We start from the raw sequence: 26,123 nt of genomic DNA on the forward strand, positions 1-26,123 counted from the left end.
TTTGTTCTTAGTCATGATATTTCTCTAATAAATTAACCCGATATAACCTCCGCATCATCTTTAATCGGTTTTACCAAACCCCTTCCACGTTCAGTTAATATAATTGACTTACCCTTTTTAAAATCAACATATCTTTTTTCTTGAAGCTTTCTCACATAATAGCTAAGCTTGGCACACACAGCTTTGCTCATATCATCTGGCACAAGTATTTTATTCAATTCACCCAAACTAGACACCTTATTCACTGCAAGAGCGTTTAAAATTTCTTTCTCCCATTCACTAAACTTTATGTCCACTTTCGGTGAGAAAACCTCAACTCTAGTTGCACCAGAAGAGAATGGAGAACCTCCAGAAGGGAGATTATATTTTTCTGGTACAACATAATATAACAACGCATTATCATAATCAATTGCAGCTAACGTAAAGGCTACAGCGCATAACTTAGTAGAAGTCGATATATTTAAATAAACTTTCGATGCATCCTTTTCCTTTTCTAAAATATCAAGTACGGCATTCTTAGACGATTCAAATTCCGTTGGATCAAAAAATACACTAATTATGTTATTTTTATCAAATGCCATTTTATTCAATCTTTCTTTTACTGCATCGGCATGCTTTCGTGCTTCTATTCCCCATGCCCCTTCTTTCTCATCTATCAATAAATAGATTCTATTTGCACTCAAATTTATAAAGCCATAAACTGCCCTATCTTCTTCAAAACCGATAGGTACGACATGTGTAATTCTTTGTAACATTTTCACACCTATGAACCATATTTATGGACTTGTTTACGAATCTCATTCGCAGGGATGTGGACTAAATAATCAAAATCTTTGTTTATGATTCTTAGTATCTTTAGTTCATCTAAAATTGGAAGATAGGATGCTGAAGATATGTTTACTCCTTCTTCTGTCACATAATAGTGGTAAGCATAGGTATCTTTGTATGGATATTTTTTATAGCCTAAAAAACCTCTATTTACTAAATCGTCTATAATAAAATCAAAATGTTGTTCAATATCTATATTAATCTGCAAGTCTCGTAATTTTTTGTACCAAATAATTGCTTCTTTTATCCATAATCTAGTAGCCCACACAACTCGTCTATCAACTTTATAATCCTCATTTTCGCGTCTTTGAAGCAAGTATATTATGACGCCTTTTAAAACTTCAATATCTCCTGCTTTTGTCTTTAATAAACGCCGTATATCTTTCTGCATCTGATAAACAGGATAGTCAGCGCCAACTGTTCCAAAAACCTTATCTCCAAAATCAGGGATTACCTCTAAAGCATCCTTTAGAAATCCAGTAGCTTGATTTATTTTCTTAGATAAAAATGTATAATTCATGTAACCATCGATATTAAAATCTGTTACTTGTGTTTGAACTGTTTTCACTCCTATGGTGTTGGCTACAATATGTGAGAATAATACTAAATCAAAAGGAAAATAGTTGCGTAGGTATCTCATTGTTTTTATCGCAGTATTTCCACGAGCGTTTATGGGATCTGCAAGCCACATAATACTGCTCTCATCAAAATTTGTTCCTTCTATTGATTCTGTATCTAACAGCGAAATTTCGACATTATTGTTGTTATTGCCTGTCCTTTCAGAGGTTACATAAATCACATCTGCATTCGGCAACATTTTTTTCATACCGGATGCCATGGGTAACCCATCACGATATTTAACATAAATTCTACTAATATCGGGCTTACTTAAAGTGGCAAAATCAAGCATATCTGTGGCAGTATATTCTCCAAGTACTTCTGCTGCTTTGTATGCTACGTCTTTGCTGATTGTTTTTTGAATATTAGTATATTCTTCATCAGCTACTGGGTTTAGTAATTTTCTATGGGCAAACATTTTTTAATCTATGTAAGGTTATTAATCTATTTACCTATAAATCTTTCTATTGGTAAAAAATATAAGTAAAGGGTAAAGTTTTATTTTATGGTAGTAATAGGGTCTGAAGGCATGATGAAAAAGGCGACAAGTAGACTATGAAATATTCTATAATTATTGTAATACAAAAAATACTAATATCACTGAGACCTATGCCTATGTAAGCAACAAAGATTTGAACACTATTAAATGTCCACTGGATTTAATGTCAATGAGAGGTGATGCAGAAAAATGATAAAAAATGTGACACAAGAAGAGATATACGACCTTGAGGTCCGACCTAATGTCAATATAGGTGTATATACGAATTTGAGTTCGGATGGAGTTATCCGCCGTCCGCCTTTCATGAAGTAGTAGGCTGTATAAGGGGGCACCAATAGCAATGGTACTCATGACTGATGTTGACATAAAAAAGGCTTTAGGAAAAGATATTGTCATAGAGCCATTTTCAGGTAGATCTCTGACTCCTGTAGGCTACGACTTCAGAGTTGGAGACTTTTTATTTTCATTGGAGCATGGCTTGTTAGAACCAAAAGAAGGAGTCTATTTATTACCACCTAAAAGTACCGTTCAAATAATGAGCAAAGAATCTCTGTGGGTTTCAAATAGAATAGGTGGCACATTCCATTCCAAAGTCTCCCTTGTCTCAAAGGGTCTATCTCACATCTCCACTACTTTAGATCCCGGATGGTACGGGCCACTTTTGATCACAGTGAGAAACAATTTAGACAAAGAAATTCCAATCAAAACGATGGACCCATTTGTTACCCTCGTTTTTTTCAAGGTTTCAACTCCCACAAAGACTCCCCATTTGAAGCCGGAGTTTCGAAGAGACATACTTTGTTCTCAGTTAAATAATCAAACAGAAGCATATATCCGCAAGGTAAGTACTCTGCTGGATGACAAAAAGATACTTGCTAAATTTGAGAGTAAGGTGAGAGAGGCAAACAGGCCTATGATCTTAAAGGTATTGGAGTCAGCAAGGAGCAAAGGATGGAGAGAAGTAATAAGCAGCATAGTAGTATGGACGATTTACATAGCTATAGCCGGCCTAGTTGCCCTCCCGATATATTGGGACACGATCAAAGAATTATTTTACAATAGTAGTTATGATTCGAGGGTTTTCGTTGTTCAGATCACAGCTATTGTTTCCTTGGTCTCTCTCATTGTTAACATTAGGAGGAGATAGTAGAGACCTTATTAATTCACGGATGATCGTTACTTATTGCGCCGTAATGGCTGTAGTACTTTATCTATCAAAACTAAAGGAATATTAATATGTCAAAAGAAAAAGCTCGCTTTGTAATCAAGATCAAACGATTGGACCCTGCCGCCCAGATCCCTCGATACGAATATTTGAGTGACTCGGGAACAGATATCTACGCGGTAGCTGATTGTACGTTGCAACCGTTCGAAAGAAAGGCAATTCCTACAGGTCTCTGTGCTGAAGTGCTTTCTGGCTTCGAGTTGCAAATTCGGCCAAGGAGCGGACTATCTCTTGAGAGCGGGATAACTGTGCTGAACACTCCTGGAACTATTGATTCTGGCTATAGAGGAGAGATCAAAGTCATATTGATAAATCTAAGCTCAGAAAAATATCAAATCAAAAAGGGTCAGAAAATCGCCCAGCTAGTGGTTGCTCCTGTTATCCATGCCAACTTCAAAGAAGTAGAGGAATTGTCTGAGTCAGAGCGGGGTACTAGAGGGTTCGGGTCTACCGACGTAGTTTAGATCAAAGCTTTTTTCGTAATTATGGACGTCAATATCGTTTTTTTTACAATATCTAATTAATATATATTTAGAGGCACTTAAACCTTTAGTTATACGCCGGGAGAGGGATTTGAACCCTCGTGTCCCAAAGGGACACTGGTTTAGCAAACCAGCGCCTTAGACCAGACTTGGCTATCCCGACTTTCTGCAGGTAGATAGTGGGCATGCTTTTCGGTCGCAGCTCTCCCTCCAACCAGTGATCCAAAAACCCGTCTCCACCCCGCAACCCCGCGAGCGCCAGTATTCCACGGTGGGTCTGCTCCCTTCCGGACCTGGACCGGTGCCCATGGTTAAGATATGAAGACAAGCTCTCCAGCCAGCCCTCACACCAAATGCCAACCCCGTAGGACGAGGCTTCACAGTAAAGTTCTTAGATTTAATTGAAGTTAAAACTTCTCCCGCCAAGCTTCGCCTCTCGCCTATCGACGTTTTCGAGTTACAAGTGACGCCGAGCCACCCAGGCTAGCCCACCAATTCGATATCGAATCTGAAACTAATAAACCTATCGCACCAAGATTTTGAAAAGTCTCGAAAGTGTTCCATTCCAGAGCAATAAACTTATCATGCTGTATGCGAATAGGTGAAAGGATGATTGAAGAATTGGTTGGGTACGTGACTGGGAACATGAAGAGAGTGCAAATCATACAGGTCTTGGGAAAAGGGGAACTTGAAGTTGACAAAGTTGCCAGGATAACACATACCCCTGAAAGATTGGCTGCGAAGACCCTAAAGGACTTAGAAGAAAGAGGGCTGGTCAAGGCTGATGGCAAAAACCAAAAATACACCCTAACAGAAGTTGGTGCTGAAGTGGAAAACAGGATTAAAAGTTTGTGACTGACTTGGGGCTGTAGGGTAGTCTGGTTATCCTATGAGACTGGGGGTCTCGTGACTGGAGTTCAAATCTCCGCAGCCCCATCCAGAAAAGCTTCTAACTCATTTCATCCAGGATAATAACATCCTACAGACTCTTTGGGAAGTTCCGGATCCAACAGAAAACCGAGCGTTGAGCTTAATACTGTGATTGTGGTGGGCCTGGTTATGATCTCTTTTTTCGGGTTTACGGAAAATATCCCGTAGGTGTTGCATAATTCTAAAAGCGGCTCATGCCTTTTCGGAATGATATTCCCATATTTCTCTTTATTATCCAGATATTCTCTCATCAACTGCCCCAATGTCATTTCATCGAGCTGCGCTCCTTTGGATCTCATAAGGGCTAAGAGCCTGTATTCTATTGCACAGACCGCCATCGCTACTGTCGAGTTATTGCATCCTTCTAAATAGCAATGGATTGCCTCATCCAATCTTTTGGTTTCAGTAGGGCTTAGAACGGAAAGCCTTTCACTTATCTCTTTCTCTGCAACCTGAAAAATATTTTTTACGAAACTTATATTCTCTTCAAACTTACTTCTCTCAGAAAGATGCGCCGGGTCATTCAACCTTTGAATGCGTCCTCTTAGGGTGTTTTTGTTTTCCTCTAAATGTTTAACTCCAATCATATCGCATATTTCCACTACTCCTCTCAACAAATCAAATCTTTTCCTATAGTGAGGATAATAACAGAAACCCGGATGGGTTTTATAATAATCGTTAGTGTAATAATTTTTTACCGTATCCTCCTTCAATCTATCACATAGTTCTATGATGCTTTGTAAAGATTCTATATAATTTATACAGTACTCCATGGACTTTTATCGCCTCTTCTAAATTATTGTATTAAGCTTTCATTTTATTAATTATTTTTCCTATACTGGTATTAGATTTATAGTACATAAATTCTTAGATGCCTGAAGAACAATGGCCATAGAGATATTCATCAAAATAAAAGAGAACCTGAATCTTGGTTGCAAAAGGCAATTAGTCTTCAACCTTGCGAAGTTTGCGATTCTTGAATTTTGCATAGTTAATCTCATCCTTTACTGGAGTTCAAATCTCAGAAGTCTCCTAAAAATACGTCTAATGTCGATTCCGTATTCGTTAGATTTATAACCTTTTAGGTTTTTTCCTTATCAAATGAGTGCTAAAGACATCCGTAGGAGATTGGCAGAGAAAATGGCAGGGGAAATCACACTATCCGAGGACCCCGGTGAAACCCTTAAAAAGTGGCGAAAAAACTTTGAAATTTCACAGATAGATCTCTCAAAATATCTAGAGATATCTCCCTCTGTCATCAGTGACTATGAGTCTGGAAGGAGGAAGTCCCCTGGTACCTTGATCGTTGGCAGAATAGTAGATGCATTACTAGAATTAGACTTGAAAAAAGGAGGTAAAAAACTTAGCTCCTATGGGAATATCTTGCGTAGTGGATTCGATGCCAATGCAATTTATGACATGTATGAATATTCGACGCCGCTTCTACTTGAGAATTTCGCAGAACTCATCCAGGCCGAGAAGATAGTTGGAAATTTCAACAAGGTGATCAACGGCTATACCGTCATAGACAGCATAAAAGCGATTCTGGAATTATCCTCAAATGAATTCTACAGACTTTATGGGTGGTCTACAGAGAGAGCACTGATTTTCACCAAGCTATCTACCGGTAAATCTCCGATGGTGGCTATCAGGGTAGCTAACCTAAAACCCGGGGCTGTCGTACTCCAAGGACTTAGCAGATCAGAGATAGATATGACGGCGAGAAAGATAGCAGAAATAGAGCAAATCCCATTAATGAGTACCACACTCCCCATACAACAACTTATCGAAGTTTTGAGGAGTGGAAAATGAGTATCGGAATCACAAGTTATGGGGTATATATCCCTCGTTACAGGATCAAGGTAGAGGAAATTGCGAGAGTGTGGGGTGATGATCCCGAAAACATCAAAAGAGGGTTAGGGGTATGTGAAAAATCAGTGCCTGATATGGATGAGGACACTGCGACAATCGCAGTCGAGGCAGCTAGAAACGCCATTCGTCGCAACAGCATAAATCCTAAAAAAGTGGGGGCGATCTATGTGGGATCAGAGAGTCACCCTTATGCTGTTAAGCCAACCGCGACCATAGTTGCAGAGGCGATTGGAGCGACACCTTATTTAACCGTGGCGGATTTCGAGTTCGCTTGCAAAGCTGGCACTGCTGCGATCCAAGCTTGTATGGGTGAAGTTGCTGCCGGGTTTATCGAGTATGGCATGGCAATTGGGTCAGATGTCTCACAGGCTGCGCCCGGGGACGCTCTTGAATATACGACAGCAGCAGGAGGTGCTGCGTATATCATCGGAAAAAAGAACCTCATAGCTGAAATAGAAGACACTTTTTCTTTTACGACTGACACACCGGACTTCTGGCGCCGTGAGGGGATGAGCTATCCACTACATGGCGGCAGATTTACTGGCGAGCCAGCGTATTTTAGGCACATCGTTTCCGCGACAAAGGGGTTAATGGAAAAGATCGATGTGAAGCCGGGCGACTACGACTTTGTGGTATTTCATCAACCTAACGGAAAATTCCCTCTTCGCGTAGCAAAAAAACTTGGATTCACCAAAGAGCAGATTCAACCGGGCTTAGTAGTGCCAACGTTAGGCAACACCTACTCTGCTTCGTCCTTGATCGGTCTTGCAGCTGTTTTCGATAAGGCGGAGCCGGGCTCCAGAATACTCATGACATCATTTGGATCTGGAGCAGGTAGCGATTCATTTAGCATGGTTATCACTGAGGGGATAGAAGAAATGAGAGATAAAGCGCCAACCGTCCAGGAATTATTGAAGGGTGCACTATACTTAGACTATGCACTATATGCAAAGCACAAAGGTGTGATGTAGGTGAGAGAGGTTGCGATCATTGGGGTGGGATGCACAAATTTCGGTGAGATGTGGGATCGATCCTTTCGGGATATCTTCGTCGAAGCAGGGCTGAGCGCACTGGAGGATGCATCCGTCGAGGGAGAGGAAATCGATGCCCTTTTTGTGGGAAACATGAGCGCAGGCAAATTCGTCGACCAGGAGCACATAGGTGCCCTAATAGCGGACTACTCAGGACTGGCCTCGCTACATATGCCCTCCATTCGCTTAGAGGCGGCCTGCGCCTCGGGCGGAGTTGCATTATCGCAGGGAGTGCTTGCGGTCGCTTCTGGATACCATGATATCGTAGTGGCAGGGGGCGCGGAAAAGATGACTGATGTGGGGACAGGAGGGGCAATAGATGCGCTCGCTTCGGCTGCTGACAGAGAATGGGAAGTGCTTATGGGCGCGACTTTTCCGGGCTTATATGCAATGATGGCGAGAATGCACATGCACAAATACAGCACGACGAGAGAGCAACTTGCCATGGTGGCGGTGAAAAACCACCTTAACGCGACGATGAATCCAAAAGCGCAATATCGTGGAGAAATATCGGTTGAGGATGTCATGGGCTCTTCTCTTGTCGCAGACCCTCTTAGAATTCTGGATTGCTCGCCCATAACAGACGGTGCAGCAGCTGTAGTGCTTGCACCAGCTGAGATTGCAAAAAAGTACACCGATTCTCCGGTGTACATAAAGGCATCAACACAGGCGACTGATACCATATCCCTCCATGATCGACGAGACATTACTACGTTAGATGCAACAGTATATGCGGCCAAAAAAGCATATAAAATAGCATCCATCAGGCCGAGCGATATAGACTTGGCAGAAGTGCATGATTGTTTCACGATAGCTGAAATTTGCGCGATAGAGGACCTTGGCTTCGTTCCAAAAGGCAATGGTGGACCTGCCACCGAAGATGGCTTGACAGCTTTGGATGGAAAAATTCCGGTGAACCCCTCTGGAGGCTTAAAGGCATGCGGACACCCGGTTGGAGCGACAGGCATAAAACAAGCAGTTGAGGTAGTCCTTCAGTTAAGAGGAGAGGCTGGCAAGCGGCAAGTTAGTGGCGCAGAGGTGGGTCTAACGCACAACGTTGGTGGAACCGGTGGAACAGCAGTGGTGCATATACTGAGCATAAACAGGTGATCATATGGCAGTCCCACGATTTTGGAGAAAGATACTTGCAAGGTATAACTTGATAGGAACCAAGTGCTTGACATGCGAGAAATGCTACTTTCCGCCACGTACAACGTGTCCGGCTTGTAGAAGGGCGGGTAAGATAAAGACGCACAAGTTCGAAGGCATCGGCGAAGTCGTCACTTATACCATAATCCATTCTGCTTCAGAAGGTTTTGATAGACAAACCCCTTATGTGCTTGCGATAATCCGGTTGGATGAGGGGCCATGCATGACAGCTCAGATAGTCTGTGACCCTGATGAGATCGAAATCGGCATGAAGGTGCAATCCATTTTTAGAAAAATAGCTGAGGAAGGTCCAGATGGAGTTATTTGCTACGGCACAAAGTTCATGCCAAAGAGGTAATTTGAATGAAAAAAACGTCAAGGATTTCCGGTTTATATAAACTCAGTCCCCAGGAAAGGTTAGAAAAGGTGAAGGAATTCGCCGACTTGGATGAAGAATCGGTTGAAAATATCAGGAAAAGTGGTGCACTGAGTATCGATCAAGCAGATAAAATGATCGAGAACGTAATTGGAGTCATGGAACTTCCTTTGGGGATTGCTACAAACTTCGTCATCAATGGAAAAGACCGCCTCATACCAATGGCGATAGAAGAGCCCTCTGTCATCGCGGCTGCCAGCAATGGTGCCAAAATGGCGAGGGATAAGGGAGGGTTTACAGCCAACACCACAGAGCAGATAATGATCGGACAGATTCAACTGATTTGCGAGGACCTAGAGGGGGCAAAAAATTCCATCTTGGGTGCAAGAAAAAAAATCTTGGATATAGCGAACGAGCAAAATCCCATCCTATTCAAACTTGGCGGCGGAGCCAAAGACATCGAGGTAAGGATCATTGAAACTTCTACAGGCAAAATGGTAATCACTCATTTGCTTGTGGATTGCAGAGATGCCATGGGGGCCAATACGGTCAATACGATGTGCGAGGCGGTGGCACCCCTCCTTGAGCGACTGACATCCGGCAGGGCGTATCTCCGGATAGTGTCCAACCTGGCAGACCAGCGATTGGCAAGGTCAAAAGCAGTTTTTTCCAAAAAGGCACTAGGGGGAGATGATGCCGTTGATGCTATCCTCCAGGCCTATTATTTTGCCGCTGCAGATCCGTATCGATGCGCAACCCACAATAAGGGCATAATGAATGGCGTTACTGCAGTAGCCTTAGCGACTGGCAATGATGCCAGAGCCTTAGAAGCGGGCGCGCACGCATATGCATCTCTCTCTGGCAAATATGGTCCCCTGACAACATATGAAAAAAATGAAGATGGAGATCTGGTTGGGACGATAGAATTGCCACTTGCAGTTGGCCTAGTTGGCGGCGCAACCAAGGTGCATCCAGTAGCTATTGCTAACTTGAGGATTCTCGGGGTTAAAACCGCCTCGGAGCTGGCAGAGGTCATGGCATCGGTGGGCTTGGCACAAAATCTTGCTGCTCTACGCGCTTTAGCGACAGAAGGGATACAGAGAGGTCACATGTCTCTGCATGCAAAAAACATTGCAGTCATGGCAGGCTCAACCGGCGATATGGTGGATAAGGTCGCAAGCGCTCTGGTTAGAGAAGGACAAATAAGATTGGACAGGGCCAAAGAGCTTCTAGAAGAGCTGTCAGAGGGTAAGGAATGAAAATAGATAAAATCTTGGTGCCAAGACTGATGGAGATGAAAGGATCCGGAAAAAAAATTACCATGCTTACTGCCTATGATTATCCACTAGCGCAGATATTGGATGAAGCCGGAATCGATATCTTGTTGGTGGGAGACTCCCTGGGGAACGTGATATTGGGCTATGAGAGCACCATTCCCGTGACGATGGAAGATATCATCCATCACACAAAAGCGGTTTCCAGGGGCGTAAAGAATGCTTTGGTTGTTGGCGATCTGCCCTTCCTGTCATACTTCAGCGCAGAAGAGGCTTTGAGAAATTCCGGCAGATTGATTCAAGCGGGTGCTGAAGCCGTTAAATTAGAGGGCGGCTCTGCATTCGAGGACAAAATAAGAGCGCTGACCGAAGCAGGCATCCCTGTCATGGGGCACATTGGCTTGACGCCTCAATCCCTGCATCAGATGGGTGGATATAAAGTTCAGGGCAAGACCCCCGAAGCTGCAAAAAAGATACTGGATGATGCAAAAGCTGTTGAAAGGGCAGGAGCCTTTTCAATCATACTGGAAGGAATGCCCTCAAACCTGGCAAAAAATATCACTGAGGAACTAAAGGTGCCCACCATTGGCATTGGCGCAGGGCCTCACTGTGACGGACAGGTCTTGGTAACCCACGATCTCCTGGGGTTTTATGACTTCGCTCCAAGATTCGTGAAGAGATATGCAAATTTGAGAACCGTTATTTTAGAGGCATCCAGAAAATATAAAGAAGAGGTGGAGGAGGGAGCGTTTCCCACAGATCAGTATAGTTATGATTGAACCACTGATCAGTATAGCTATGATTAAAATCTAACTGATCATCCCTAGAGCAGGGGTAATCAGATCAATAATCAGGTCATCTTTTTATTATGGAAAATTCGTTGAGCTGGCGCAGACAAAGTCTTTAAGATAGGATATAAATTATTAAATGGTAAGAAAAATGGAAAAGAAAGTGGCAGTCCTGCTAATAACAATGTTAACAGTGGGATTAGTAGTAGGCTATGCAATTGGTGGATTGGTAGACCAAACCACAGAAGCTGTTCCAGAAACACCTCCAGAAACAACGGTTTCCCCAGAAACAACAAAACAATTACAGACCTTACAATCTCAGGTAGATGACAAAGAAAAGCAAGTTAATGAACTTCTGCGGCAAGTCAGCGCTCTCCAAAAACAAGTAGAAAGTCTACAACAACAAGTAGCCGATAAAGATGAAAAGATTTCTGAACTAGAATCTCAAATTACAACACCAACAACTCCAGTTAATGGTCCGGCTCCGACGGAAAAACCAGAAGTAAAAGGCATGGAATTAAAAGTATTGAATTCCACGATTTCACCTAATGGTGTGGTAAAAGGAGAAGTTCAAAGTGTAGGATCAGAAAAAATAAAAACAGCCGTTATAACGGTAAAGTTCTATGATGCCGAGGGGAAAAGCGTAGATACTAGAAAGGCCTATATTAATGACATTGATCCTGGGGAGACTAGAGAGTTTCGTACTTTGCTTGGCATTAATGCCACAAGATACGAAATCTACGAAATTGAGTACCGGAGTTAAAAAGAAGAATGATTCTTTTTACCTCCTTTTTTTTATTGTGTTTTTTTAAAAATTTTTGTGTTATAATAAAAGAAAACTGAACCCTTTTAAAGATCTTTAATCTATCTGTATTAAATAATATTGCCTTTAATAAAAGTTTGATTGTTTTATAATTAATTTATATGAATAAAATAAACGAAACAATCTTTAAAAACAAAAAAAATTTAGTTTTAACAATTGTTTTGGGTTTAATTTTAACCTTAATGCCTTTGTCTTTTGTTAATGCCGTTGATCTTCCTGGTTGGTTTACAGATCCACTTACGGGCACATTGGAATGGCTTGGGAGTCATTTACTTGCTGGATTCGAGGTAATTGTTTTTGGGGCTATAGCAGTGGCAATAGGGTTTGGGGTGTTTCTTTCTGGTGTTCTTTCGGCCGCAGCTGCTGGGGCAATGACCTGGATGGTTACAAATTGTGCAAATATTCCGATTATCGATGCTGTAATAGTAGAAAAGGGTTGGACTTTCCTACGAGACTTTATTAATATGTTTTTTGTTTTGATTTTGGTTTTTATTGGTTTGGCAACTATTTTAAGTGCTCTTTTAAGTACAATTGCCTTGAGCAATCTAAGAACGCCCAAGACCGACAATCACGATGTATGCGCCCATATCAGATTAGGTGAAACCAAAAGTCATTCATCACAAAAGATGCTCTGCGATGTCCTCAGAGATCGTTCTCTCACAATAGACGCACCTCAGCCTTATTTGACTCTGAGACTTGTCAATGGTGAACTTGGATATTACCGGCTCGTGTGTGTTCGAGATGCAATTCGGGTTAGCACACCTCACGACACCAGCGACAGCATCTGGCAAAATTACCTTGTCTTTTTTGGATACCTTATAGTCGCGTATGATATTGATGGTGGCTAAAGGCGCAATCAGAGCAATCTTGTCCACTTCATGCGGCTTTAGCTCTCGATCCTCAACTTTTACGATGTCTTTTGTAGGCATCTTCTTGGACTGCACATTCATAACTGCGCTGACTACGGCATCGGAGGTACCGACGATGCCAAGTATCTTAAGCACGTTTAATGCTTGGCCAGGTGCGATGTGATCTATTACGGTACCGTTTCGGATAGGATGGACGCGCAGCTCTCTTTTCATACATCACACCCCAGCACCAAGGACAAAACTGCCATCCTGACTGGAACGCCATAAAAAGCTTGCTTGAAATATTTAGCATGCTTCGTAGAATCCACCTCCGTGTCTATCTCGTCCACTCGTGGGAGAGGGTGCATGATTATCATATCTTCTTTGCAATTTTTCAGGGATTTTAAAGAAATTCGATAGCTTCCTGCAACCTTTTGGTACTCGCTCAGGTCTGGGAACCTTTCCTTTTGTATACGCGTGACATAGACGACGTCAGCATCCTCCATAACCTCTTCCAATTTGGTGGTTTCATAGACATCTATTCCGCTTTTGGTCAGATCCTCTTTGATGTCACCTGGTATGCACAGCTGTTCCGGTGAAACCAAAGATATTTTAGCACCATATAAAGACAGGGCATAAACGAGTGAGTGAACGGTCCGACCGTATTTAAGATCGCCAATTAGCGCTATGTTCAGGTTGCGAAGATGGCTCTCTCGTTTGATAGTGTAGAGATCGAGCAATGTCTGGGTTGGATGATGACCTGCACCATCGCCAGCATTTATGATGGGAACGTCTGACATCTCTGCTGACATCCTTGTAGAGCCTTCTTTTGGATGACGTAGAACTATGACATCCGCGTATTCCCCGACTACCCGGATAGTATCTGCCAGCATCTCACCTTTTGCCGCCGAACTGGCCTCGGTAGAGACCATGTTGATGGTCTCCCCGCCCAGTCGCTTCATAGCGGTCTCAAAAGAAAGTCTGGTGCGGGTAGAGGGCTCATAGAACAACATCGCCAAAATCTTACCAGCTAATATGTCCGAGCTCCTTTCCGAAGCAAATGTCTCAAGCGCTTCAGCCCTTTGAAGGATATGATCGATTTCCGCTCGGGAGAAATCCCTCATCGAAATGATGTGTTTTTTGGCAAACATCGAATTAATTATGTTTAAGGACGCCTTAAAATTATTTATTGGAAGTTGAGAGAGAAATAGAGACAATTTAACAGGAATGACTAAAATAAAAGAGGGGTATCACACTTAGGGTTCACCGGTCTTTTTGAGGATACATCTACAAAACTTCCTACTAAAAAATAAACGGTAATAGAGGCCTAGCCAGAATTGCCCATCCGGTGCTAAACTCAATTTATTTTAAGCGGATTTACGGTACAATCCTCATGATTTATATGCCGATACATTATATTACTCCTCACTCAATGGGGATAAAGACATTGAACGAAACCGAAAAGGGTAAATTGAAGATCGAATGGGCAAGAAAGCATATGCCCGTTTTAGAGTACATACGAGGTCAATTCGAGAGGGAAAAGCCCCTTAGAGGGCATATAATCGGAATGGCACTCCATGTCGAGGCTAAAACAGCTGTCCTAGTCGAGACGTTAGTTTTGGGCGGTGCAGAAGTCGCTATTACAGGCTGCAATCCACTAAGCACCCAAGATGATGTAGCTCTTGCGTTAAATCAGCAAAAAAATGTCGAATGCTATGCAAAGCATGATTGCCCTACAAAGGAGTATTATGAGGCAATAGATAAAGTGCTTGATCACAATCCAGATATCACAATCGACGATGGGGCAGATCTCATTTTCAAACTTCATACCGATCGCCGCGAGCTACTGCCCCACATCATCGGAGCATGCGAGGAGACGACCACAGGAGTCCATCGTCTAAGAGCAATGCAAGCCGATGGCAAACTGGAGTTTCCAGTAATCGCTATAAACGATGCTAGGGCGAAATTTTTATTTGACAATCGTTATGGCACCGGACAATCCACCCTGGATGGCATCATCCGTACCACGAATCTGCTAATCGCTGGTAAAAATGTCGTCATAGCAGGCTATGGTTGGTGTGGTAGAGGCGTTGCCATGAGGGCTAAAGGTCATGGTGCAAATGTCCTAATAACAGAGGTCGATCCCGTACGGGCATTAGAAGCCCAGATGGATGGATACAGAGTAATGCCAATGGATAAAGCCGCAAGTATTGGAGACTTGTTCATCACCACGACAGGGAACAAGGATGTCATCACCAAAGAACATTTTAGATCTATGAAGGATGGCGCCATTTTAGCCAATTCAGGTCATTTCAACCTGGAGATCAATGTAGATCACATAAATGAGATCGCAAAAAGCATCAGAGAAGTTCGGGCAAATATAGATGAATATGATCTTGGAGACAAGAAAATCTATTTGCTCTCAAAAGGGAGATTAGTAAATCTCGCTAGTGGCGATGGACATCCCATAGAGGTCATGGACATGAGCTTTTCGTTACAAGCACTTTGCGTTCGATATATTGTAGAGCATTCTCATGGAATGAAAAGCCAAGTTTATGATGTGCCCCAGGAGATAGATGAGTTGGTTGCCAGATTGAAACTAAAGTCGATGCAAATCGATATCGATCAAATGAGTGCTGAGCAAAAAGAGTATGTCAGTGGATGGAAACAGGGCACTTAACTAAAGGGCACTTAACTAATCTAGCATTAAATTATTCTTCTAAGGCAAAAAAATCCAACAGGAAGGTCGGAGGCTATCACAGATAAGTTAAGCATATTCATGTAAAGTGGAGCCGTATCTCGCCTGGGTCCATTTTATCTCTAAGCCATTTTTTCAACCGCTCTTTTGTCCAAGTTCTAGTGTGGGGAATAAGTAAAATAAAACCCAGTGCGTCTGTCAATACTCCAGGCGTGATGAGCAGAATTCCACCTGCTAGTATTAGCACCCCGTCAAACATTTGATTTGTCGGCAGGATGCCAGCCCTCAGATCTGTTTTCACCTTTCTAAGAACCGATAAACCTTGCCATTTAGCCAGAAATGCGCCTACGATACCAGTGAACATGACGAGCCCAATTACGTTCAATGTCCCGATTCTCTGGCTAATTTCGATAAGTAGAAATAGTTCCGTAATCGGTGTCAGAATGAAGATTAATATCAGTTTACCCAACATTTTCAACACATCTTTTACTATAAAACTTGTAAACTAAAACAGCTATGCCCAACATGAAAACTCCAAACTCGACGCTGTTGCTAAACTGAACATATTCTTTAAGAGGTAATAAATAATCTATGGTAGCTGGTGCGATTTCGTGAATCGTGGTAGCCGTTGTTTCCGTTACCTCTGCCCCTGTTATTGGATCTATCGTCGTCGTTTTCACGATCTCCAGCCCAAACTCGGCATCAATCATAAAATTTCGGATGGATAATGGATAAAAAGGTATGATCCCCATATCGAAGATGTCCAAGAAAAGGTGGCTGCCAAGATATACGATAGCGATTGCTATTTTTTGGGATTTGGTTTTGAGATAAATCATAAGCAAGCACACAGGAATGAAGATGTTGTGAAGTGTCCCTCTGTGCACTAAAAAGTAGTCTAAGTCTGGAAATACCGAGACCGGCAGCAGCATTAAGATAGATCGGATATCATCATAAAAGATTAATAACATTAGCATTGGAAGTATTATATGCATACTGGCATTCGCCATATTCCAAATCCTCTCCGAATTATTTTCAATAAACAGTAACGCTTTTAACCGAAGGTAATTTCATCATTGCATTTATAAGGTCGCCAGAAGCCTTTTCATTGGTTATGATCGTTAGTTTGGGATCTTCCGTGAAATAGGGATCGTCTGTTACAGCCTGTCGAATGCTGATCCCCTGCTCTGCTATCAGAGATGCAACATCGCCAAGTATACCTGTTTGCTGGGCATCTTGCGGGATTATGATCATGACACTAAGGCCAAGTAAGGGTGCAACTTCCTTCAGAAAAGTTATTGAATGGAGGTTCTGAAAGACCCTGCTGAGTTTGTCGTCCTCCAGGATGGCCCTAGTAGTTGCATTGATGACCCTTCGATCTACACCAATCTCCTTTGCTATTTGCGTATGAGGTATTTCTATGGTGCCGGAGACAACCTTCCCCTCTGAATTGATCTGGAAACCCCTCTCAAGAAGAAGACGAATTACTTTTTCCTGCGCCGGGAAATGGCTGAACTTTTTTATGATTTCCGTCCACATGATAAAAACCCCAAGTTCTATAGACACTGTTAACTTATTGGGCATAAATAAACGTTTCAGTTGAAAACCGTAGTTCCGAGTTTCAATCTCTGGCGGACACGAACGAGTTAAGATACAACCTAACAAGGAGAACCTTTAATCCTATCTATGCCTTTCGCAGATATTTGGATTTGCTGATTGAACGTTTTACGTAGATGTCTCTTCAACAACCGTAATCTCCTCATCCGTTAACCCATATAATTCATAAACCAATTTGTCAATCTCGGCGTCTGTTTTCCTTATCTCTTCTTCGATTTTGTATTTCTCATCCGTTCGTTTATCTTTGAGTTCATTGAGGCGTTTGTTGAGTGAGAGCATCTCATCAACGAGTTTAATGAATGACGATTTTTGAGATTCTGGAATTTGTTTGATTGGTAAACTCCTGATTTGTGGAGGGCCCACCCTCATGTAGCCCCCACTTAAAGATAATGATTTGAATAAATTTGCGTAAACAAAAGTCATCAATTTGCTATTTAAAGTTGCTAAAATCAACTTGAGATCAATCTTATTTGATGTTACGATCGTAGTAGATTTCCCAGCCAGATAATTACCAAAGTCCAAAAAACATTCTAATCTTTTAACCATACCGGCGATAATTATTTTACTTTGCAAAGCTTCTTCGTACCGCTTATTTGAGAATTTCTTTAAATTTTCCTTTAGAATAATTGGTCTTTTATAAGAAGCTTTAATATATCCTGTTTTGCGGAAGTCCCATAAGGAAGAGTATCTATCAATAGTCCCAGTATTAATAAACTTGAAATATATTTTTTGATTTGATAATTCTTCGATTAATTCTTTTAGTTCATACGCTTCTGACACCGTCGCAGCACCAGATACATCTGCCAATTCACTTAAAAATGATGAATTGGATAAAATTTTGTCGATGATCTTCTCGCCAGATTCTTCAAAAATATATGCCCATGTATTTTGTGGTGTTTTCTTTAAATATTCTTGTTCTATTTTCTTGCTGAAAATTGTTTTTGTGCTATCGTTGTCAACCCCCATTAACTCAGCAGAAAATTTATTTTTCCTTGGAGTTTCTTTTTGTATTATAATGACTATTGGATAAACACTCGCTTGAAAGACTGAAATTGTTGAGTAGTCTCTTATTGCTATAATTTTGTATTTTTGTAGAAGTTTTCTAATTTCTATTGCGTAATCGGCCGATAATAGTTTATTTGGAACAATCATTCCAAAGAAACCACCATTTTTTAATAACTTCAGCCCTTTTTCTATAAAGATGCAAAAGATGTCCCAATTTCCTTTAGAAGTGGAATAAATTTTACTATATGCTTCTCTTAGTTCTGGTTGGGTTCTTGTCATTTCTTCTGAATCAATATAAGGTGGATTCCCAATCACAACATCAAATCCACCCTCTTCCATTATTTCTGAAAATTCCTCTTCCCATTTGAAGGCTCTATCTCCTGCTACATCTGGGTCATCGATTAGGGAATTACCGCATTTGATGCTTTCCTGTAATAAGGGCAATCTCTGTTTTTTCTCTGCAATCTTCAGCAAAAGATTTAGGCGCGCAATCTCCACAGCCTTTGGGTCTAAGTCAACGCCAAAAATGTTGTTTTTCAGAATTTTGACTTTTCTAGTGAATGGTGCACCTGTTTCGGTGTCCAGCTCCGTTTGATCATATTTATTTTTCTTTGACCAGTATTCGTTTAAGACATCAAAGGATTTAATCAGAAAAGAGCCGCTACCACAAGCAGGATCGAGAATCTTGATGTTCTCGACATCCAGCTTTTTATCTTTTAATAGCTCGCCTAGTGTGTTTCTAACGATGTAGTCAACGATGTAAGTAGGCGTATAATAAATGCCCTGCTCTTTTCTGTGCGCTTTTTTCGCCTCTAATTTTGCCCTCTTTGGGGTCTTCTTTAACAAGTGCCCCAAATATTGCTCGTAGATAGTACCCAGAACGTCAGCGTCAATTGCAGAAAAATCATAAGGAATGCCCATATCTTTGGTTTTGTGTAAGCCATAGATGATATCGCTTAAAACTTCGTCGTTTATCTCCAAATCATCGCATAAATGCTTTCTGAATAATTCGCTATCGTATGTATCATTGAAATATACAAAACGCTCCCGAACTCTTTTGACTAATGCACCTTTCCCCTTGTCCGCCCATTCTCGCAAATCTGACATCAAGACCTTCGGTTCAAGTTCCCGATCTTCACAACTTCTGATGAATATCAACCTGTCCAGAATTCTTTGCACCGACTCGTCAAGGTCTTCTTCTGTAAGGTGTTTATCTGGATTCAGTTTTAAGATGTCTTTGGAAAGCAACTCTCTCCATCTGGTGAAGTCGTCCAAAAGCTGTTTGTCAACAGGGACTTTCCTCAGTTTTTTACCCCACTTTTCAGCCTCTTTGTCCAGCAGCCCCTGCTCTAAACTTTCTCTGGACAACAGCCATAACTGATCGAACCGCTCTAGATATTGCCGATAACTCAGCGAGAAAAGCATGCATTGTAATGGATACGTACTTTTAACCTCGGCGTTAAATACCTTAATCCCCTCAAAATCCGTGAGAACAGCCCAAAAGACGGTTTTATACCATGCGTAGTTAATTGCTTGATTTGCCCACTTTGGCAGGTCTAAATCGACCTTTAATGATTTGGCTTCCACGAATAACTTAGGCATTCCGTTGATTCTAAAAGCATAATCAACCCGTCCCTTAGATGCCTTTTCTTCGGCAGTTACCTCATCGGCTTTTTTGTTGTAAACATCCCAACCTAATGCTTCAAAAAGAGGAAGAATGAAATCTTTTTTAGTCATCTCTTCGTTGTATTGCTTTATCTTTCCTTCTGCGTTAATCCTCTCGTATTTTTCAATTAACTTACTGATTTCTTTCTTTGATTGCTCTTTTGTGTAGGGCATTTATTTCTCTCTTTGAGATTTTATGTTTTTATCTACTATCTTCAACCCCTTAAATATACATTGCCAAAAATATCGCCCTAATTCCCAAAAACAAATGATATAGGGGCAGGGAATCGTAGATAATAGAATAGATTAGACAATAGACCCCCAGATTTAAATAGAAACAACCGAAGTTTTCTATCAGATTAAGACCCCGAAATCTTCGGTTGATAGGGCTAAAACCGTCCGAAATTCACCGCATTTAGTTTTCTGGTTCTTCTTCCTCAGTTTCGTTTTCAGAAGGTTTCTCTGGGGTGACTTTTATTAACTCTTCAACTTCCTCCTCAAACTTTGAAGGTTGAATTTTGATGAGCCACCCACTATTTTCAGGGTCACTATTGATTAATTGAGGCTTACTTTTTAGATCACGATTGAAATCAGTTATTGTTCCTGAGATAGGCATAAATAAACCACCTGCAAGAGTCCCCATATATCCGGCAAAAGAGGCCCCTTTGACAAGGTAAGTCCCTATGGGTTTAATTGTTATGGTTCTTATTCCATGAACTTCTGCACCCACGGGAGTAAAACCCATTCTCAGGTTTCCATCCTCCACTTTCAGCCAGTAATACTCATCACCAGAATAGTAAAGCTCTTCTGGGGCTTCACCTTCTTCTGGGATATCTTTTTTCTCTGCCTCCATTGTCAAACACCTCATTTTTGTATGGAGATTGATGTATTTAAAATTTTTCAATTTCGGTACTGGTGAATCCTTCGGTTGGTTTCAATTTTTCACCGTTGAAATTACGGTTGGTGAAAATTGCGGTTGATGAAGAATAGTAATTTTCTTGATAAAAAATTTCTTATAAAAAATTATATTCTGCCTTTTTCAGCTAAAAGTTTTGTATATCCATCTTTGTCTAAAGGGCAATCAATAAGTAGCTCTAATTCTTGTTTTGATAGGCATAAATGGTTTTTCATTTTACTTAAAAGACTGTCATTGTACTCTGTTTTGGACCCATGTGAAATAAATGTGTATATCGATGTTCTCTTTCTACCTACATATAAAGTATATTTTTTATGATGTGACCCGTTCTCCTTAAATCCCTTTTTATTTAATGCTTTTTCAATCTCATGTGGTTTGTAAGATGTCAATTAATCCCCCCTACTTAATTAAAGATAATAGATATTTTCCAAAGTTTATAGCGTCATCACTTAATTCTTCTTCTCTAGCAAAAACATAGTCGTTCTATATATCTTTCAGTTCTTCCTTAATCTCGTTTAGACCATCTTTAATGTTCTTAGCAATAACTAAAAGTTTTAATTCATCGTTTGATAGGATATATTGCTCACTCTCAAATTCAATTTTAATAGATAGTGGTTGTTTGAACTCTACTAATTTATTATCCAATAAAAAATTCGGAATTGGAATTGCGTTTATTTCTTCAATTGCGTTTTCATCTTTAATTTCAAAAATATGTTGTTTATTTACAACCGACATTAAACCTCTCACTTGAACTAAACCCCCAATATGCTGGATTACATAATCTTCAATCTCTGGTGAGTATTTTCCTTTAATTATATCTTCTGGTGTATCTATCTCAAATTGACGTTTGTGATCAACTCTAAACTCAATTATTCGTCCTTGCATTTCTTTTTCATATTCTTCTATCGGATGAGATAATAAGAATTTAATTATTGGTTTTCTGTTTGGATGAAAGTCACGTTTTCTTTGTTTATATGCAAATGAGATGTTATATTTTGCAGTCTCTTCAGGCCAAATTTGATCCAATTCTCTAACTATTCTATTCAATCTTTTAGGACTGTCAATGATTTTTAATAAGTCCTCCTCAGGTTCATCTTCAATAGATATTGTTTCTATTATTTCATTTGTTTTTTCGAGTGCTTTTTCGCCACAAGTATCCAAGCCTAATAAACCCATTTGGGATTTAGATAATTGCAATTCTGCAGACATACTTCCCAATGCTATATTTGAAAATACTAAACTACATTCCTCTTTTACATCGGACGGAAAATCTCCTTTAGGTCTGAATGGATTACCCTTTAGATGATCGCTGACACTATAGAGGATATTTTGAATTCTTTGAAAAACATCTACTGCCAAAGTCACAGGGACTTTCTTATCATCTTTTGTTTTTATTTCAATTTTTATTGTTTTCTTTTGAGTTGGCATATTCACTTATCCTTATTATACCACTATAGTCTAGTGTATATTATATCTTTTTCTTCAAGATTTGGAGTTAATAAAAATTATTTCTCTCTTTGGCACATCCCAATAGGCTGATTTACACTTAGGGCATTGCCTTGGTTTCTTACGAGGTATCCACTCATGCCCACAACGCTCACATCTATAACCCTTTACTGTAATCTCTATTTCTGCCACCATTACTTATGTAAGTAAACTTATATGATATAAGGTTTTCTAAGAAAGGTTTATATACCATTACTTATCTAAGTATACTTAGCAAAGTAAGTAATAAGAGGTGAATAAAAATGGATACAAAAACGATGGATACACAAATCCAAGACCACCGACTGCTAAGGGGTCAAAACATGGTAGAAAATGGCTTTGAGCCAACGGTATTGAGTGAAGGCGTTTTTAACGTGCCCTCTCGCACCAATGAGGAGATTTACACTGTCATGAATTCGATTGATGGTTGGACATGCTCATGTCCAGACCACTTCTATCGAAGGGTCACATGTAAACACATATATGCAATTCAATTCTGGCTAGAATTAAGAGAAACGATGTATCACCCAGACAGCGAGATGATGAAGAGCCTAGAGATTCCAGAAGTCCTTGAGATGCCTAACACCTGTGTATATTGCCATTCAGCTAATTTGATTAAGTATGGCACACGCAAAACCAAGATGGGACATAAAACTCGCTACCTGTGCCATGTTTGCGGTAGGACTTTCAGCTTTGAGGATGGATACACAGGCTTCAATAACATGAAGTTCAGCCCTGAGATAATCACCTTATCTTTGGACTTATTTTTTAAGGGGACTTCGACCCGTAAGATAGCAGATCATCTTAAGCAGTTCAAAGGGATAGATACTGACCACAGCACTATAAGCAAATGGCTGAAGAAATACACGGACATCATTGAGGACTACGTTTCAACCCTCAAGCCAGAGGTATCAAATGTCTGGCATACGGATGAAATGCAAATCAAAGTCAAAGACGGTGTGCGAAAACAAGACGGTTATAAGTGGAATTGGCTCTGGAATGTCATGGATTCTGAAACACGGTTTTTGCTTACTAACTTAATCACTAAGAAGCGGAATATCAAAGAGGCTAGTAAGCTTTTTCAAAGGAGCTAAAAGATAAGCCAATAAAAAGCCTGAATTCGTTGTAACCGATGGGTTTCAAGCATATCAAAGAGCGTTTAAAAAAGAATTCTATACTCGCAAAAGAGAGACTAAACATGTCCGTTGTGCCAGTCTGAGAGATAAAAGGATAAACAACAAGGTCGAAAGATTTCACTCTACGGTAAGGGAAAGGGAAAGGATAATGAGGGGACTGGAAAACGCTGAATCCGCACAGGTTTTGATGAACGGTTTCAAGCACTACTACAACTTCATCAGACCCCATGAAGCACTAGACGGAGATACACCAGCATTGAGAGCTGGGATTGACTTGGATTTAGGACAGAATAAGTGGAAAGGATTGATAGAGATGGCGGTTGAGCACCGTGTTAGAAACGGTGCTCAGTAATATTATTAATGGATAAAAACCAACCCTTTTTGATAGGGGGATACGATATAAAGTTGAAGATAACCCGAGGGATGAATTTTTTGGTCGTTGTAGTAAGTGTAATAGATTAGCCTTCTTAGCAAAAGTGATTGATGTGAAAACAGGTGAAACTCTGTGGCGATGTAGTAGGCATATAGAATATTTACATGACCCCGACTCTAGAAAAGTTGCCAGTAGATTAGTGTATAAAAATACTCAGAAGATGAAGGAAGAACTTCGTTAATTTTTACTTTTTGTTTTACCAACCGACAGATTCACCAATCGACAGTCAACACTGAGATTTTTGAACACCAACCGAAGGATTCAACGGTACCCTATTTTGATTTAAATAAATAATCAAATCTTTCAATTGCTGATGTAGTTTATCCATTAGAACAACAAACTTAAAATTTCCTTTTTTTAAATTTAGAGAGATACCTTCTATTATACCATTTACCTCTTCTTCATCTAAACCGAAGAATTCTTCTATTCTTCGATTTAAATTGATATTAAGTTTTTTATTAAGAAAAGAATTAATCTGACTAATAAAATCTTCAAAGTTGTAATTTTTCCATAATGAAGCTCCGTAATCCAAAACTTGTGCAACCACTAATCGCTTATCTGGATTTTTATATAATTTTATTTCAACTAAATAAATGTTCCCTTCACTATCAATACCTAATGCGTCTACAGGACCACTATTTGTTGAAAACTCTCTGCATAAAACTAAAAGTTGAATATTTTCTTTAATGTCGTATAACGGTATGCTTTCAGGATTTTCGTAAATAAACTTTTGTAAATAATCTTCTTTTTCAAAGTCAGATTTCTCTATCTTTTTTGCTTCTTTTCCATTTTTTGTGATTATGATTGCCATAATAATTTGCCATAATAACTATTAGTTACTTTCTGTTATTTAAAAAGACTACGTTTTAAACAACCACAACTTTTCGTCTTGGAAAAAATTTGGATAAACTAAAGCGTAATCGTTTATCCTATGTTAGACAGAACTTTCAGTAGAAAATTTGGTTTTCTTTTTTGTGGTTGGATATACGAAGTTTTTCCTTTTTATTTAGGCGACAATCTGCTATTTAGGGGGTGGTTAAGGGTATCAAAGTCCGCTTTAACTTTACATTTTTTGCCTTTAGCATCGTTGCACTAAAATTTCGTCTTCCCTTCGGTCAGAGAGCATAACAGCGATTTAACGGTTCTACTCGGTTGTACATCGCTCCACTCAAATCGGCTTCATCGACTTCGTTAAATCGCATACGTTGATTTGGGCGTGAACTGAAGAAAATTATTTATACTATAGTGAACTATTATGCGCTATGGTGTTGTGTCATGACAACTTCCATTCAAATAAGTGAAGACCTGCAAAAAGAACTTATTAAAATGAAATTTTTTGACAAAGAAACCTATGAGGAAGTAATCTGGGGTCTGCTGGAAGATTCTCAAGAGCTAAGCGAACAGACAAAAATGGAGATAGAACAGGCTAGGGCTGAGATCAAGGCAGGCAAGTCCTGTACATTGAGGGAAGTCAAGAAAGAGCTGGGATTATGATCTATGGTATCATTTTCTCAGACAAGGCGCTTGAGCAGCTCCAAAAAATGGAAAGAAATGCTCAAGAGAGAATAATTGCGGCCCTAGAAAGGATTAGAATAAGGCCTGAGAAATACGTGACTAAACTCGTTGGAGATCCGGGGTACAAGTTGCGTGTGGGAAATTATAGGATCATAATGGATATCGATAATAAAGAACTCCAGATTCTGGTTTTAAAAGTGGGGCACAGGAAGAACATATATGGCAGATAGGCGCCCAAATCAAACTCTCTCGAATTCTGGTGCTAACACACTCGGATAACACGCTGATATCCCTCCATCTCCCTTCGGGATGCCCCGCTCTATCGTGATCGGCAACGTAGCATATCCGAGAAACGTTGTACTATACAATACAACACATCGAACGTCCCACTAAACCAAAACTACTCCTTTTCTTTGACGTACTTTACCCCTTCGGGCTCTTCATATTTTGTTCTGATAACGATGGTGTTGGACATCCTATTAAAGAGACGTAGTTTGCTATTGGGCATTGCCAACCAGCCGATAAGACAATCCAATGGCAGAATAAAGGCCTTGCCAAAACTTTCTAATGCGGCAACTCCGAAACCTATCTTCTCCCCTTTCCGATCTGTAACTTTTAGGTTCAATGCCATTTTTCCCACAGATTGGCCCTTATATCCTTCAAACAAAGTCCAATAGGCAAAAATCAATACACTGCTAACTCCGAAACTTTTCATGTTGATAGGGTCAAAGTCCCAAGGAAATCCTAAAGAAGTTGTAACGATGTTTGAAAAAGCGCTCACCAACAGTATATCAATAACCCACGCCCAGAATCTGCTTCCCCACTTAGCCAAATGTATCGTCTCCATTTCCTCACCTTTTTCTACAGATAACTTACTTTTCACTCTTTTTATTTAAATAATCACCAAAGTCTG

General features: G+C 40.3%; 32 protein-coding genes, 2 tRNA genes, 1 other RNA gene and 1 pseudogene. 17 read left to right on the plus strand and 19 right to left on the minus strand.

Annotated elements, in window-relative coordinates:
• Positions 1 to 32: 32 nt before the first annotated feature.
• Positions 33 to 755, minus strand: a complete 723-nt coding sequence (locus PHI74_01275) for a DUF6293 family protein (GenBank protein ID MDD5484650.1) — start codon at positions 753 to 755, stop codon at positions 33 to 35.
• Positions 756 to 763: 8 nt separating this feature from the next.
• Positions 764 to 1,864 (minus strand): uracil phosphoribosyltransferase, encoded by a 1,101-nt coding sequence (locus PHI74_01280; GenBank protein MDD5484651.1) that lies wholly within the window; start codon positions 1,862 to 1,864, stop codon positions 764 to 766.
• Between the two features lie 270 nt (positions 1,865 to 2,134).
• On the opposite strand from PHI74_01280, the gene PHI74_01285 reads away from it, so the two are divergent.
• The 3 genes from PHI74_01285 (at position 2,135) to dut (ending at position 3,634) form a co-directional block, all read left to right on the plus strand.
• Positions 2,135 to 2,257, plus strand: a complete 123-nt coding sequence (locus tag PHI74_01285; GenBank protein ID MDD5484652.1) for a hypothetical protein — start codon at positions 2,135 to 2,137, stop codon at positions 2,255 to 2,257.
• 37 nt (positions 2,258 to 2,294) lie between these two features.
• Positions 2,295 to 3,092 carry a hypothetical protein gene (locus tag PHI74_01290; GenBank protein MDD5484653.1) on the plus strand — a complete coding sequence of 266 codons (798 nt, stop codon included), beginning with the start codon at positions 2,295 to 2,297 and terminating at the stop codon, positions 3,090 to 3,092.
• A gap of 89 nt (positions 3,093 to 3,181) precedes the next feature.
• Complete coding sequence (gene dut / locus PHI74_01295) at positions 3,182 to 3,634, plus strand: dUTP diphosphatase (GenBank protein ID MDD5484654.1); 453 nt, start codon at positions 3,182 to 3,184, stop codon at positions 3,632 to 3,634.
• Positions 3,635 to 3,728: 94 nt separating this feature from the next.
• Here the strand turns inward: dut and PHI74_01300 are convergent.
• Together PHI74_01300 and ffs are read right to left on the minus strand one after the other, a co-directional pair.
• A tRNA-Ser gene (locus tag PHI74_01300) sits at positions 3,729 to 3,815 on the minus strand.
• Positions 3,816 to 3,829: 14 nt separating this feature from the next.
• Positions 3,830 to 4,146: signal recognition particle sRNA (ffs, locus tag PHI74_01305), an RNA gene on the minus strand.
• A gap of 115 nt (positions 4,147 to 4,261) precedes the next feature.
• Between ffs and PHI74_01310 the strand changes: the two genes are divergently transcribed.
• Both PHI74_01310 and PHI74_01315 read left to right on the plus strand, forming a co-directional pair.
• Positions 4,262 to 4,507 carry a hypothetical protein gene (locus tag PHI74_01310; GenBank protein MDD5484655.1) on the plus strand — a complete coding sequence of 82 codons (246 nt, stop codon included), beginning with the start codon at positions 4,262 to 4,264 and terminating at the stop codon, positions 4,505 to 4,507.
• A 7-nt stretch (positions 4,508 to 4,514) separates the two neighbouring features.
• A tRNA-Pro gene (locus PHI74_01315) sits at positions 4,515 to 4,588 on the plus strand.
• A gap of 23 nt (positions 4,589 to 4,611) precedes the next feature.
• On the opposite strand, the gene PHI74_01320 is transcribed toward PHI74_01315, so the two are convergent.
• A complete protein-coding gene (locus tag PHI74_01320; GenBank protein ID MDD5484656.1) occupies positions 4,612 to 5,355 on the minus strand; it encodes a hypothetical protein in 744 nt (247 codons plus the stop codon).
• A gap of 328 nt (positions 5,356 to 5,683) precedes the next feature.
• Between PHI74_01320 and PHI74_01325 the strand changes: the two genes are divergently transcribed.
• The 7 genes from PHI74_01325 to PHI74_01355 all read left to right on the plus strand — a co-directional run bounded on the left by PHI74_01325 (position 5,684) and on the right by PHI74_01355 (position 11,835).
• Positions 5,684 to 6,394, plus strand: a complete 711-nt coding sequence (locus PHI74_01325) for a helix-turn-helix domain-containing protein (protein ID MDD5484657.1) — start codon at positions 5,684 to 5,686, stop codon at positions 6,392 to 6,394.
• Positions 6,391 to 7,425: a hydroxymethylglutaryl-CoA synthase gene (locus PHI74_01330; protein ID MDD5484658.1), complete on the plus strand. Its 1,035-nt coding sequence runs from the start codon at positions 6,391 to 6,393 to the stop codon at positions 7,423 to 7,425. The genes PHI74_01325 and PHI74_01330 overlap by 4 nt, the downstream gene beginning before the upstream one ends.
• Positions 7,426 to 8,595: a thiolase domain-containing protein gene (locus tag PHI74_01335; protein MDD5484659.1), complete on the plus strand. Its 1,170-nt coding sequence runs from the start codon at positions 7,426 to 7,428 to the stop codon at positions 8,593 to 8,595.
• A gap of 4 nt (positions 8,596 to 8,599) precedes the next feature.
• Positions 8,600 to 8,992, plus strand: a complete 393-nt coding sequence (locus PHI74_01340; GenBank protein ID MDD5484660.1) for a Zn-ribbon domain-containing OB-fold protein — start codon at positions 8,600 to 8,602, stop codon at positions 8,990 to 8,992.
• Positions 8,993 to 8,997: 5 nt separating this feature from the next.
• On the plus strand, positions 8,998 to 10,269 hold the full coding sequence (locus PHI74_01345; GenBank protein MDD5484661.1) for a hydroxymethylglutaryl-CoA reductase, degradative: 1,272 nt from the start codon (positions 8,998 to 9,000) through the stop codon (positions 10,267 to 10,269).
• Positions 10,266 to 11,063 (plus strand): 3-methyl-2-oxobutanoate hydroxymethyltransferase, encoded by a 798-nt coding sequence (gene panB, locus PHI74_01350; GenBank protein MDD5484662.1) that lies wholly within the window; start codon positions 10,266 to 10,268, stop codon positions 11,061 to 11,063. The genes PHI74_01345 and panB overlap by 4 nt, the downstream gene beginning before the upstream one ends.
• Positions 11,064 to 11,211: 148 nt before the next feature.
• The gene (locus PHI74_01355; GenBank protein ID MDD5484663.1) at positions 11,212 to 11,835 is read left to right on the plus strand and encodes an FxLYD domain-containing protein; all 624 of its coding nucleotides are present in this window, start codon (positions 11,212 to 11,214) and stop codon (positions 11,833 to 11,835) included.
• A 325-nt stretch (positions 11,836 to 12,160) separates the two neighbouring features.
• On the opposite strand, the gene PHI74_01360 is transcribed toward PHI74_01355, so the two are convergent.
• The 3 genes from PHI74_01360 to pyrB are packed head-to-tail and all read right to left on the minus strand — an operon-like array spanning position 12,161 to position 13,894.
• On the minus strand, positions 12,161 to 12,454 hold the full coding sequence (locus PHI74_01360; protein ID MDD5484664.1) for a hypothetical protein: 294 nt from the start codon (positions 12,452 to 12,454) through the stop codon (positions 12,161 to 12,163).
• A gap of 58 nt (positions 12,455 to 12,512) precedes the next feature.
• Positions 12,513 to 12,977 carry an aspartate carbamoyltransferase regulatory subunit gene (gene pyrI, locus PHI74_01365; protein MDD5484665.1) on the minus strand — a complete coding sequence of 155 codons (465 nt, stop codon included), beginning with the start codon at positions 12,975 to 12,977 and terminating at the stop codon, positions 12,513 to 12,515.
• Positions 12,974 to 13,894, minus strand: a complete 921-nt coding sequence (gene pyrB / locus PHI74_01370; GenBank protein ID MDD5484666.1) for an aspartate carbamoyltransferase — start codon at positions 13,892 to 13,894, stop codon at positions 12,974 to 12,976. The genes pyrI and pyrB overlap by 4 nt, the downstream gene beginning before the upstream one ends.
• 281 nt (positions 13,895 to 14,175) lie before the next feature.
• Here pyrB and PHI74_01375 point away from each other — a divergent pair, with 281 nt between their 5' ends.
• The gene (locus tag PHI74_01375) at positions 14,176 to 15,423 is read left to right on the plus strand and encodes an adenosylhomocysteinase (protein MDD5484667.1); all 1,248 of its coding nucleotides are present in this window, start codon (positions 14,176 to 14,178) and stop codon (positions 15,421 to 15,423) included.
• Positions 15,424 to 15,520: 97 nt separating this feature from the next.
• Here the strand turns inward: PHI74_01375 and PHI74_01380 are convergent, their stop codons facing one another.
• The 8 genes from PHI74_01380 to PHI74_01415 all read right to left on the minus strand — a co-directional run bounded on the left by PHI74_01380 (position 15,521) and on the right by PHI74_01415 (position 22,282).
• Positions 15,521 to 15,913 (minus strand): FxsA family protein, encoded by a 393-nt coding sequence (locus PHI74_01380; protein ID MDD5484668.1) that lies wholly within the window; start codon positions 15,911 to 15,913, stop codon positions 15,521 to 15,523.
• Positions 15,903 to 16,448: a hypothetical protein gene (locus PHI74_01385; GenBank protein ID MDD5484669.1), complete on the minus strand. Its 546-nt coding sequence runs from the start codon at positions 16,446 to 16,448 to the stop codon at positions 15,903 to 15,905. The genes PHI74_01380 and PHI74_01385 overlap by 11 nt, the downstream gene beginning before the upstream one ends.
• A gap of 25 nt (positions 16,449 to 16,473) precedes the next feature.
• Positions 16,474 to 16,977, minus strand: a complete 504-nt coding sequence (locus PHI74_01390) for an amino acid-binding protein (protein ID MDD5484670.1) — start codon at positions 16,975 to 16,977, stop codon at positions 16,474 to 16,476.
• Between the two features lie 186 nt (positions 16,978 to 17,163).
• A complete protein-coding gene (locus PHI74_01395; protein MDD5484671.1) occupies positions 17,164 to 19,899 on the minus strand; it encodes an N-6 DNA methylase in 2,736 nt (911 codons plus the stop codon).
• A 241-nt stretch (positions 19,900 to 20,140) separates the two neighbouring features.
• Positions 20,141 to 20,578: a hypothetical protein gene (locus PHI74_01400; GenBank protein MDD5484672.1), complete on the minus strand. Its 438-nt coding sequence runs from the start codon at positions 20,576 to 20,578 to the stop codon at positions 20,141 to 20,143.
• Between the two features lie 170 nt (positions 20,579 to 20,748).
• Positions 20,749 to 21,030 (minus strand): hypothetical protein, encoded by a 282-nt coding sequence (locus tag PHI74_01405; protein MDD5484673.1) that lies wholly within the window; start codon positions 21,028 to 21,030, stop codon positions 20,749 to 20,751.
• Between the two features lie 94 nt (positions 21,031 to 21,124).
• On the minus strand, positions 21,125 to 22,069 hold the full coding sequence (locus PHI74_01410; GenBank protein MDD5484674.1) for a hypothetical protein: 945 nt from the start codon (positions 22,067 to 22,069) through the stop codon (positions 21,125 to 21,127).
• 54 nt (positions 22,070 to 22,123) lie between these two features.
• Positions 22,124 to 22,282: a hypothetical protein gene (locus tag PHI74_01415; protein ID MDD5484675.1), complete on the minus strand. Its 159-nt coding sequence runs from the start codon at positions 22,280 to 22,282 to the stop codon at positions 22,124 to 22,126.
• Positions 22,283 to 22,389: 107 nt separating this feature from the next.
• Here PHI74_01415 and PHI74_01420 point away from each other — a divergent pair, with 107 nt between their 5' ends.
• Positions 22,390 to 23,220, plus strand: a complete 831-nt coding sequence (locus PHI74_01420; protein ID MDD5484676.1) for a transposase — start codon at positions 22,390 to 22,392, stop codon at positions 23,218 to 23,220.
• Between the two features lie 25 nt (positions 23,221 to 23,245).
• Positions 23,246 to 23,614, plus strand: a pseudogene (locus PHI74_01425) (DDE-type integrase/transposase/recombinase).
• A 307-nt stretch (positions 23,615 to 23,921) separates the two neighbouring features.
• Here the strand turns inward: PHI74_01425 and PHI74_01430 are convergent.
• Positions 23,922 to 24,506 (minus strand): hypothetical protein, encoded by a 585-nt coding sequence (locus PHI74_01430; protein ID MDD5484677.1) that lies wholly within the window; start codon positions 24,504 to 24,506, stop codon positions 23,922 to 23,924.
• A gap of 464 nt (positions 24,507 to 24,970) precedes the next feature.
• Between PHI74_01430 and PHI74_01435 the strand changes: the two genes are divergently transcribed.
• Positions 24,971 to 25,189 (plus strand): hypothetical protein, encoded by a 219-nt coding sequence (locus PHI74_01435; GenBank protein ID MDD5484678.1) that lies wholly within the window; start codon positions 24,971 to 24,973, stop codon positions 25,187 to 25,189.
• The gene (locus tag PHI74_01440; protein ID MDD5484679.1) at positions 25,186 to 25,440 is read left to right on the plus strand and encodes a type II toxin-antitoxin system RelE/ParE family toxin; all 255 of its coding nucleotides are present in this window, start codon (positions 25,186 to 25,188) and stop codon (positions 25,438 to 25,440) included. Before PHI74_01435 ends, PHI74_01440 begins: the two co-directional genes overlap by 4 nt.
• 9 nt (positions 25,441 to 25,449) lie before the next feature.
• Here the strand turns inward: PHI74_01440 and PHI74_01445 are convergent, their stop codons facing one another.
• Together PHI74_01445 and PHI74_01450 are read right to left on the minus strand one after the other, a co-directional pair.
• On the minus strand, positions 25,450 to 25,578 hold the full coding sequence (locus tag PHI74_01445) for a hypothetical protein (protein MDD5484680.1): 129 nt from the start codon (positions 25,576 to 25,578) through the stop codon (positions 25,450 to 25,452).
• A 32-nt stretch (positions 25,579 to 25,610) separates the two neighbouring features.
• Complete coding sequence (locus PHI74_01450) at positions 25,611 to 26,057, minus strand: RDD family protein (protein ID MDD5484681.1); 447 nt, start codon at positions 26,055 to 26,057, stop codon at positions 25,611 to 25,613.
• Positions 26,058 to 26,123 lie beyond the last annotated feature (66 nt).

Source organism: Methanocellales archaeon (assembly GCA_028715985.1).
Taxonomy (GTDB): domain Archaea; phylum Halobacteriota; class UBA148; order UBA148; family UBA148; genus UBA148.

Bases quoted from the DNA above. Each gene is read 5' to 3' on its own strand.
- PHI74_01275 (MDD5484650.1), bottom strand. From the start codon at position 755: ATGTTACAAAGAATTACACATGTCGTACCTATCGGTTTTGAAGAAGAT.
- PHI74_01280 (MDD5484651.1), bottom strand. From the start codon at position 1,864: ATGTTTGCCCATAGAAAATTACTAAACCCAGTAGCTGATGAAGAATAT.
- PHI74_01285 (MDD5484652.1), top strand. From the start codon at position 2,135: ATGATAAAAAATGTGACACAAGAAGAGATATACGACCTTGAGGTCCGA.
- PHI74_01290 (MDD5484653.1), top strand. From the start codon at position 2,295: ATGACTGATGTTGACATAAAAAAGGCTTTAGGAAAAGATATTGTCATA.
- dut (MDD5484654.1), top strand. From the start codon at position 3,182: ATGTCAAAAGAAAAAGCTCGCTTTGTAATCAAGATCAAACGATTGGAC.
- PHI74_01310 (MDD5484655.1), top strand. From the start codon at position 4,262: ATGATTGAAGAATTGGTTGGGTACGTGACTGGGAACATGAAGAGAGTG.
- PHI74_01320 (MDD5484656.1), bottom strand. From the start codon at position 5,355: ATGGAGTACTGTATAAATTATATAGAATCTTTACAAAGCATCATAGAA.
- PHI74_01325 (MDD5484657.1), top strand. From the start codon at position 5,684: ATGAGTGCTAAAGACATCCGTAGGAGATTGGCAGAGAAAATGGCAGGG.
- PHI74_01330 (MDD5484658.1), top strand. From the start codon at position 6,391: ATGAGTATCGGAATCACAAGTTATGGGGTATATATCCCTCGTTACAGG.
- PHI74_01340 (MDD5484660.1), top strand. From the start codon at position 8,600: ATGGCAGTCCCACGATTTTGGAGAAAGATACTTGCAAGGTATAACTTG.
- PHI74_01345 (MDD5484661.1), top strand. From the start codon at position 8,998: ATGAAAAAAACGTCAAGGATTTCCGGTTTATATAAACTCAGTCCCCAG.
- panB (MDD5484662.1), top strand. From the start codon at position 10,266: ATGAAAATAGATAAAATCTTGGTGCCAAGACTGATGGAGATGAAAGGA.
- PHI74_01355 (MDD5484663.1), top strand. From the start codon at position 11,212: ATGGTAAGAAAAATGGAAAAGAAAGTGGCAGTCCTGCTAATAACAATG.
- pyrI (MDD5484665.1), bottom strand. From the start codon at position 12,977: ATGAAAAGAGAGCTGCGCGTCCATCCTATCCGAAACGGTACCGTAATA.
- pyrB (MDD5484666.1), bottom strand. From the start codon at position 13,894: ATGTTTGCCAAAAAACACATCATTTCGATGAGGGATTTCTCCCGAGCG.
- PHI74_01375 (MDD5484667.1), top strand. From the start codon at position 14,176: ATGGGGATAAAGACATTGAACGAAACCGAAAAGGGTAAATTGAAGATC.
- PHI74_01380 (MDD5484668.1), bottom strand. From the start codon at position 15,913: ATGTTGGGTAAACTGATATTAATCTTCATTCTGACACCGATTACGGAA.
- PHI74_01385 (MDD5484669.1), bottom strand. From the start codon at position 16,448: ATGGCGAATGCCAGTATGCATATAATACTTCCAATGCTAATGTTATTA.
- PHI74_01390 (MDD5484670.1), bottom strand. From the start codon at position 16,977: ATGTGGACGGAAATCATAAAAAAGTTCAGCCATTTCCCGGCGCAGGAA.
- PHI74_01395 (MDD5484671.1), bottom strand. From the start codon at position 19,899: ATGCCCTACACAAAAGAGCAATCAAAGAAAGAAATCAGTAAGTTAATT.
- PHI74_01400 (MDD5484672.1), bottom strand. From the start codon at position 20,578: ATGGAGGCAGAGAAAAAAGATATCCCAGAAGAAGGTGAAGCCCCAGAA.
- PHI74_01410 (MDD5484674.1), bottom strand. From the start codon at position 22,069: ATGCCAACTCAAAAGAAAACAATAAAAATTGAAATAAAAACAAAAGAT.
- PHI74_01415 (MDD5484675.1), bottom strand. From the start codon at position 22,282: ATGGTGGCAGAAATAGAGATTACAGTAAAGGGTTATAGATGTGAGCGT.
- PHI74_01420 (MDD5484676.1), top strand. From the start codon at position 22,390: ATGGATACAAAAACGATGGATACACAAATCCAAGACCACCGACTGCTA.
- PHI74_01430 (MDD5484677.1), bottom strand. From the start codon at position 24,506: ATGGCAATCATAATCACAAAAAATGGAAAAGAAGCAAAAAAGATAGAG.
- PHI74_01435 (MDD5484678.1), top strand. From the start codon at position 24,971: ATGACAACTTCCATTCAAATAAGTGAAGACCTGCAAAAAGAACTTATT.
- PHI74_01440 (MDD5484679.1), top strand. From the start codon at position 25,186: ATGATCTATGGTATCATTTTCTCAGACAAGGCGCTTGAGCAGCTCCAA.
- PHI74_01450 (MDD5484681.1), bottom strand. From the start codon at position 26,057: ATGGAGACGATACATTTGGCTAAGTGGGGAAGCAGATTCTGGGCGTGG.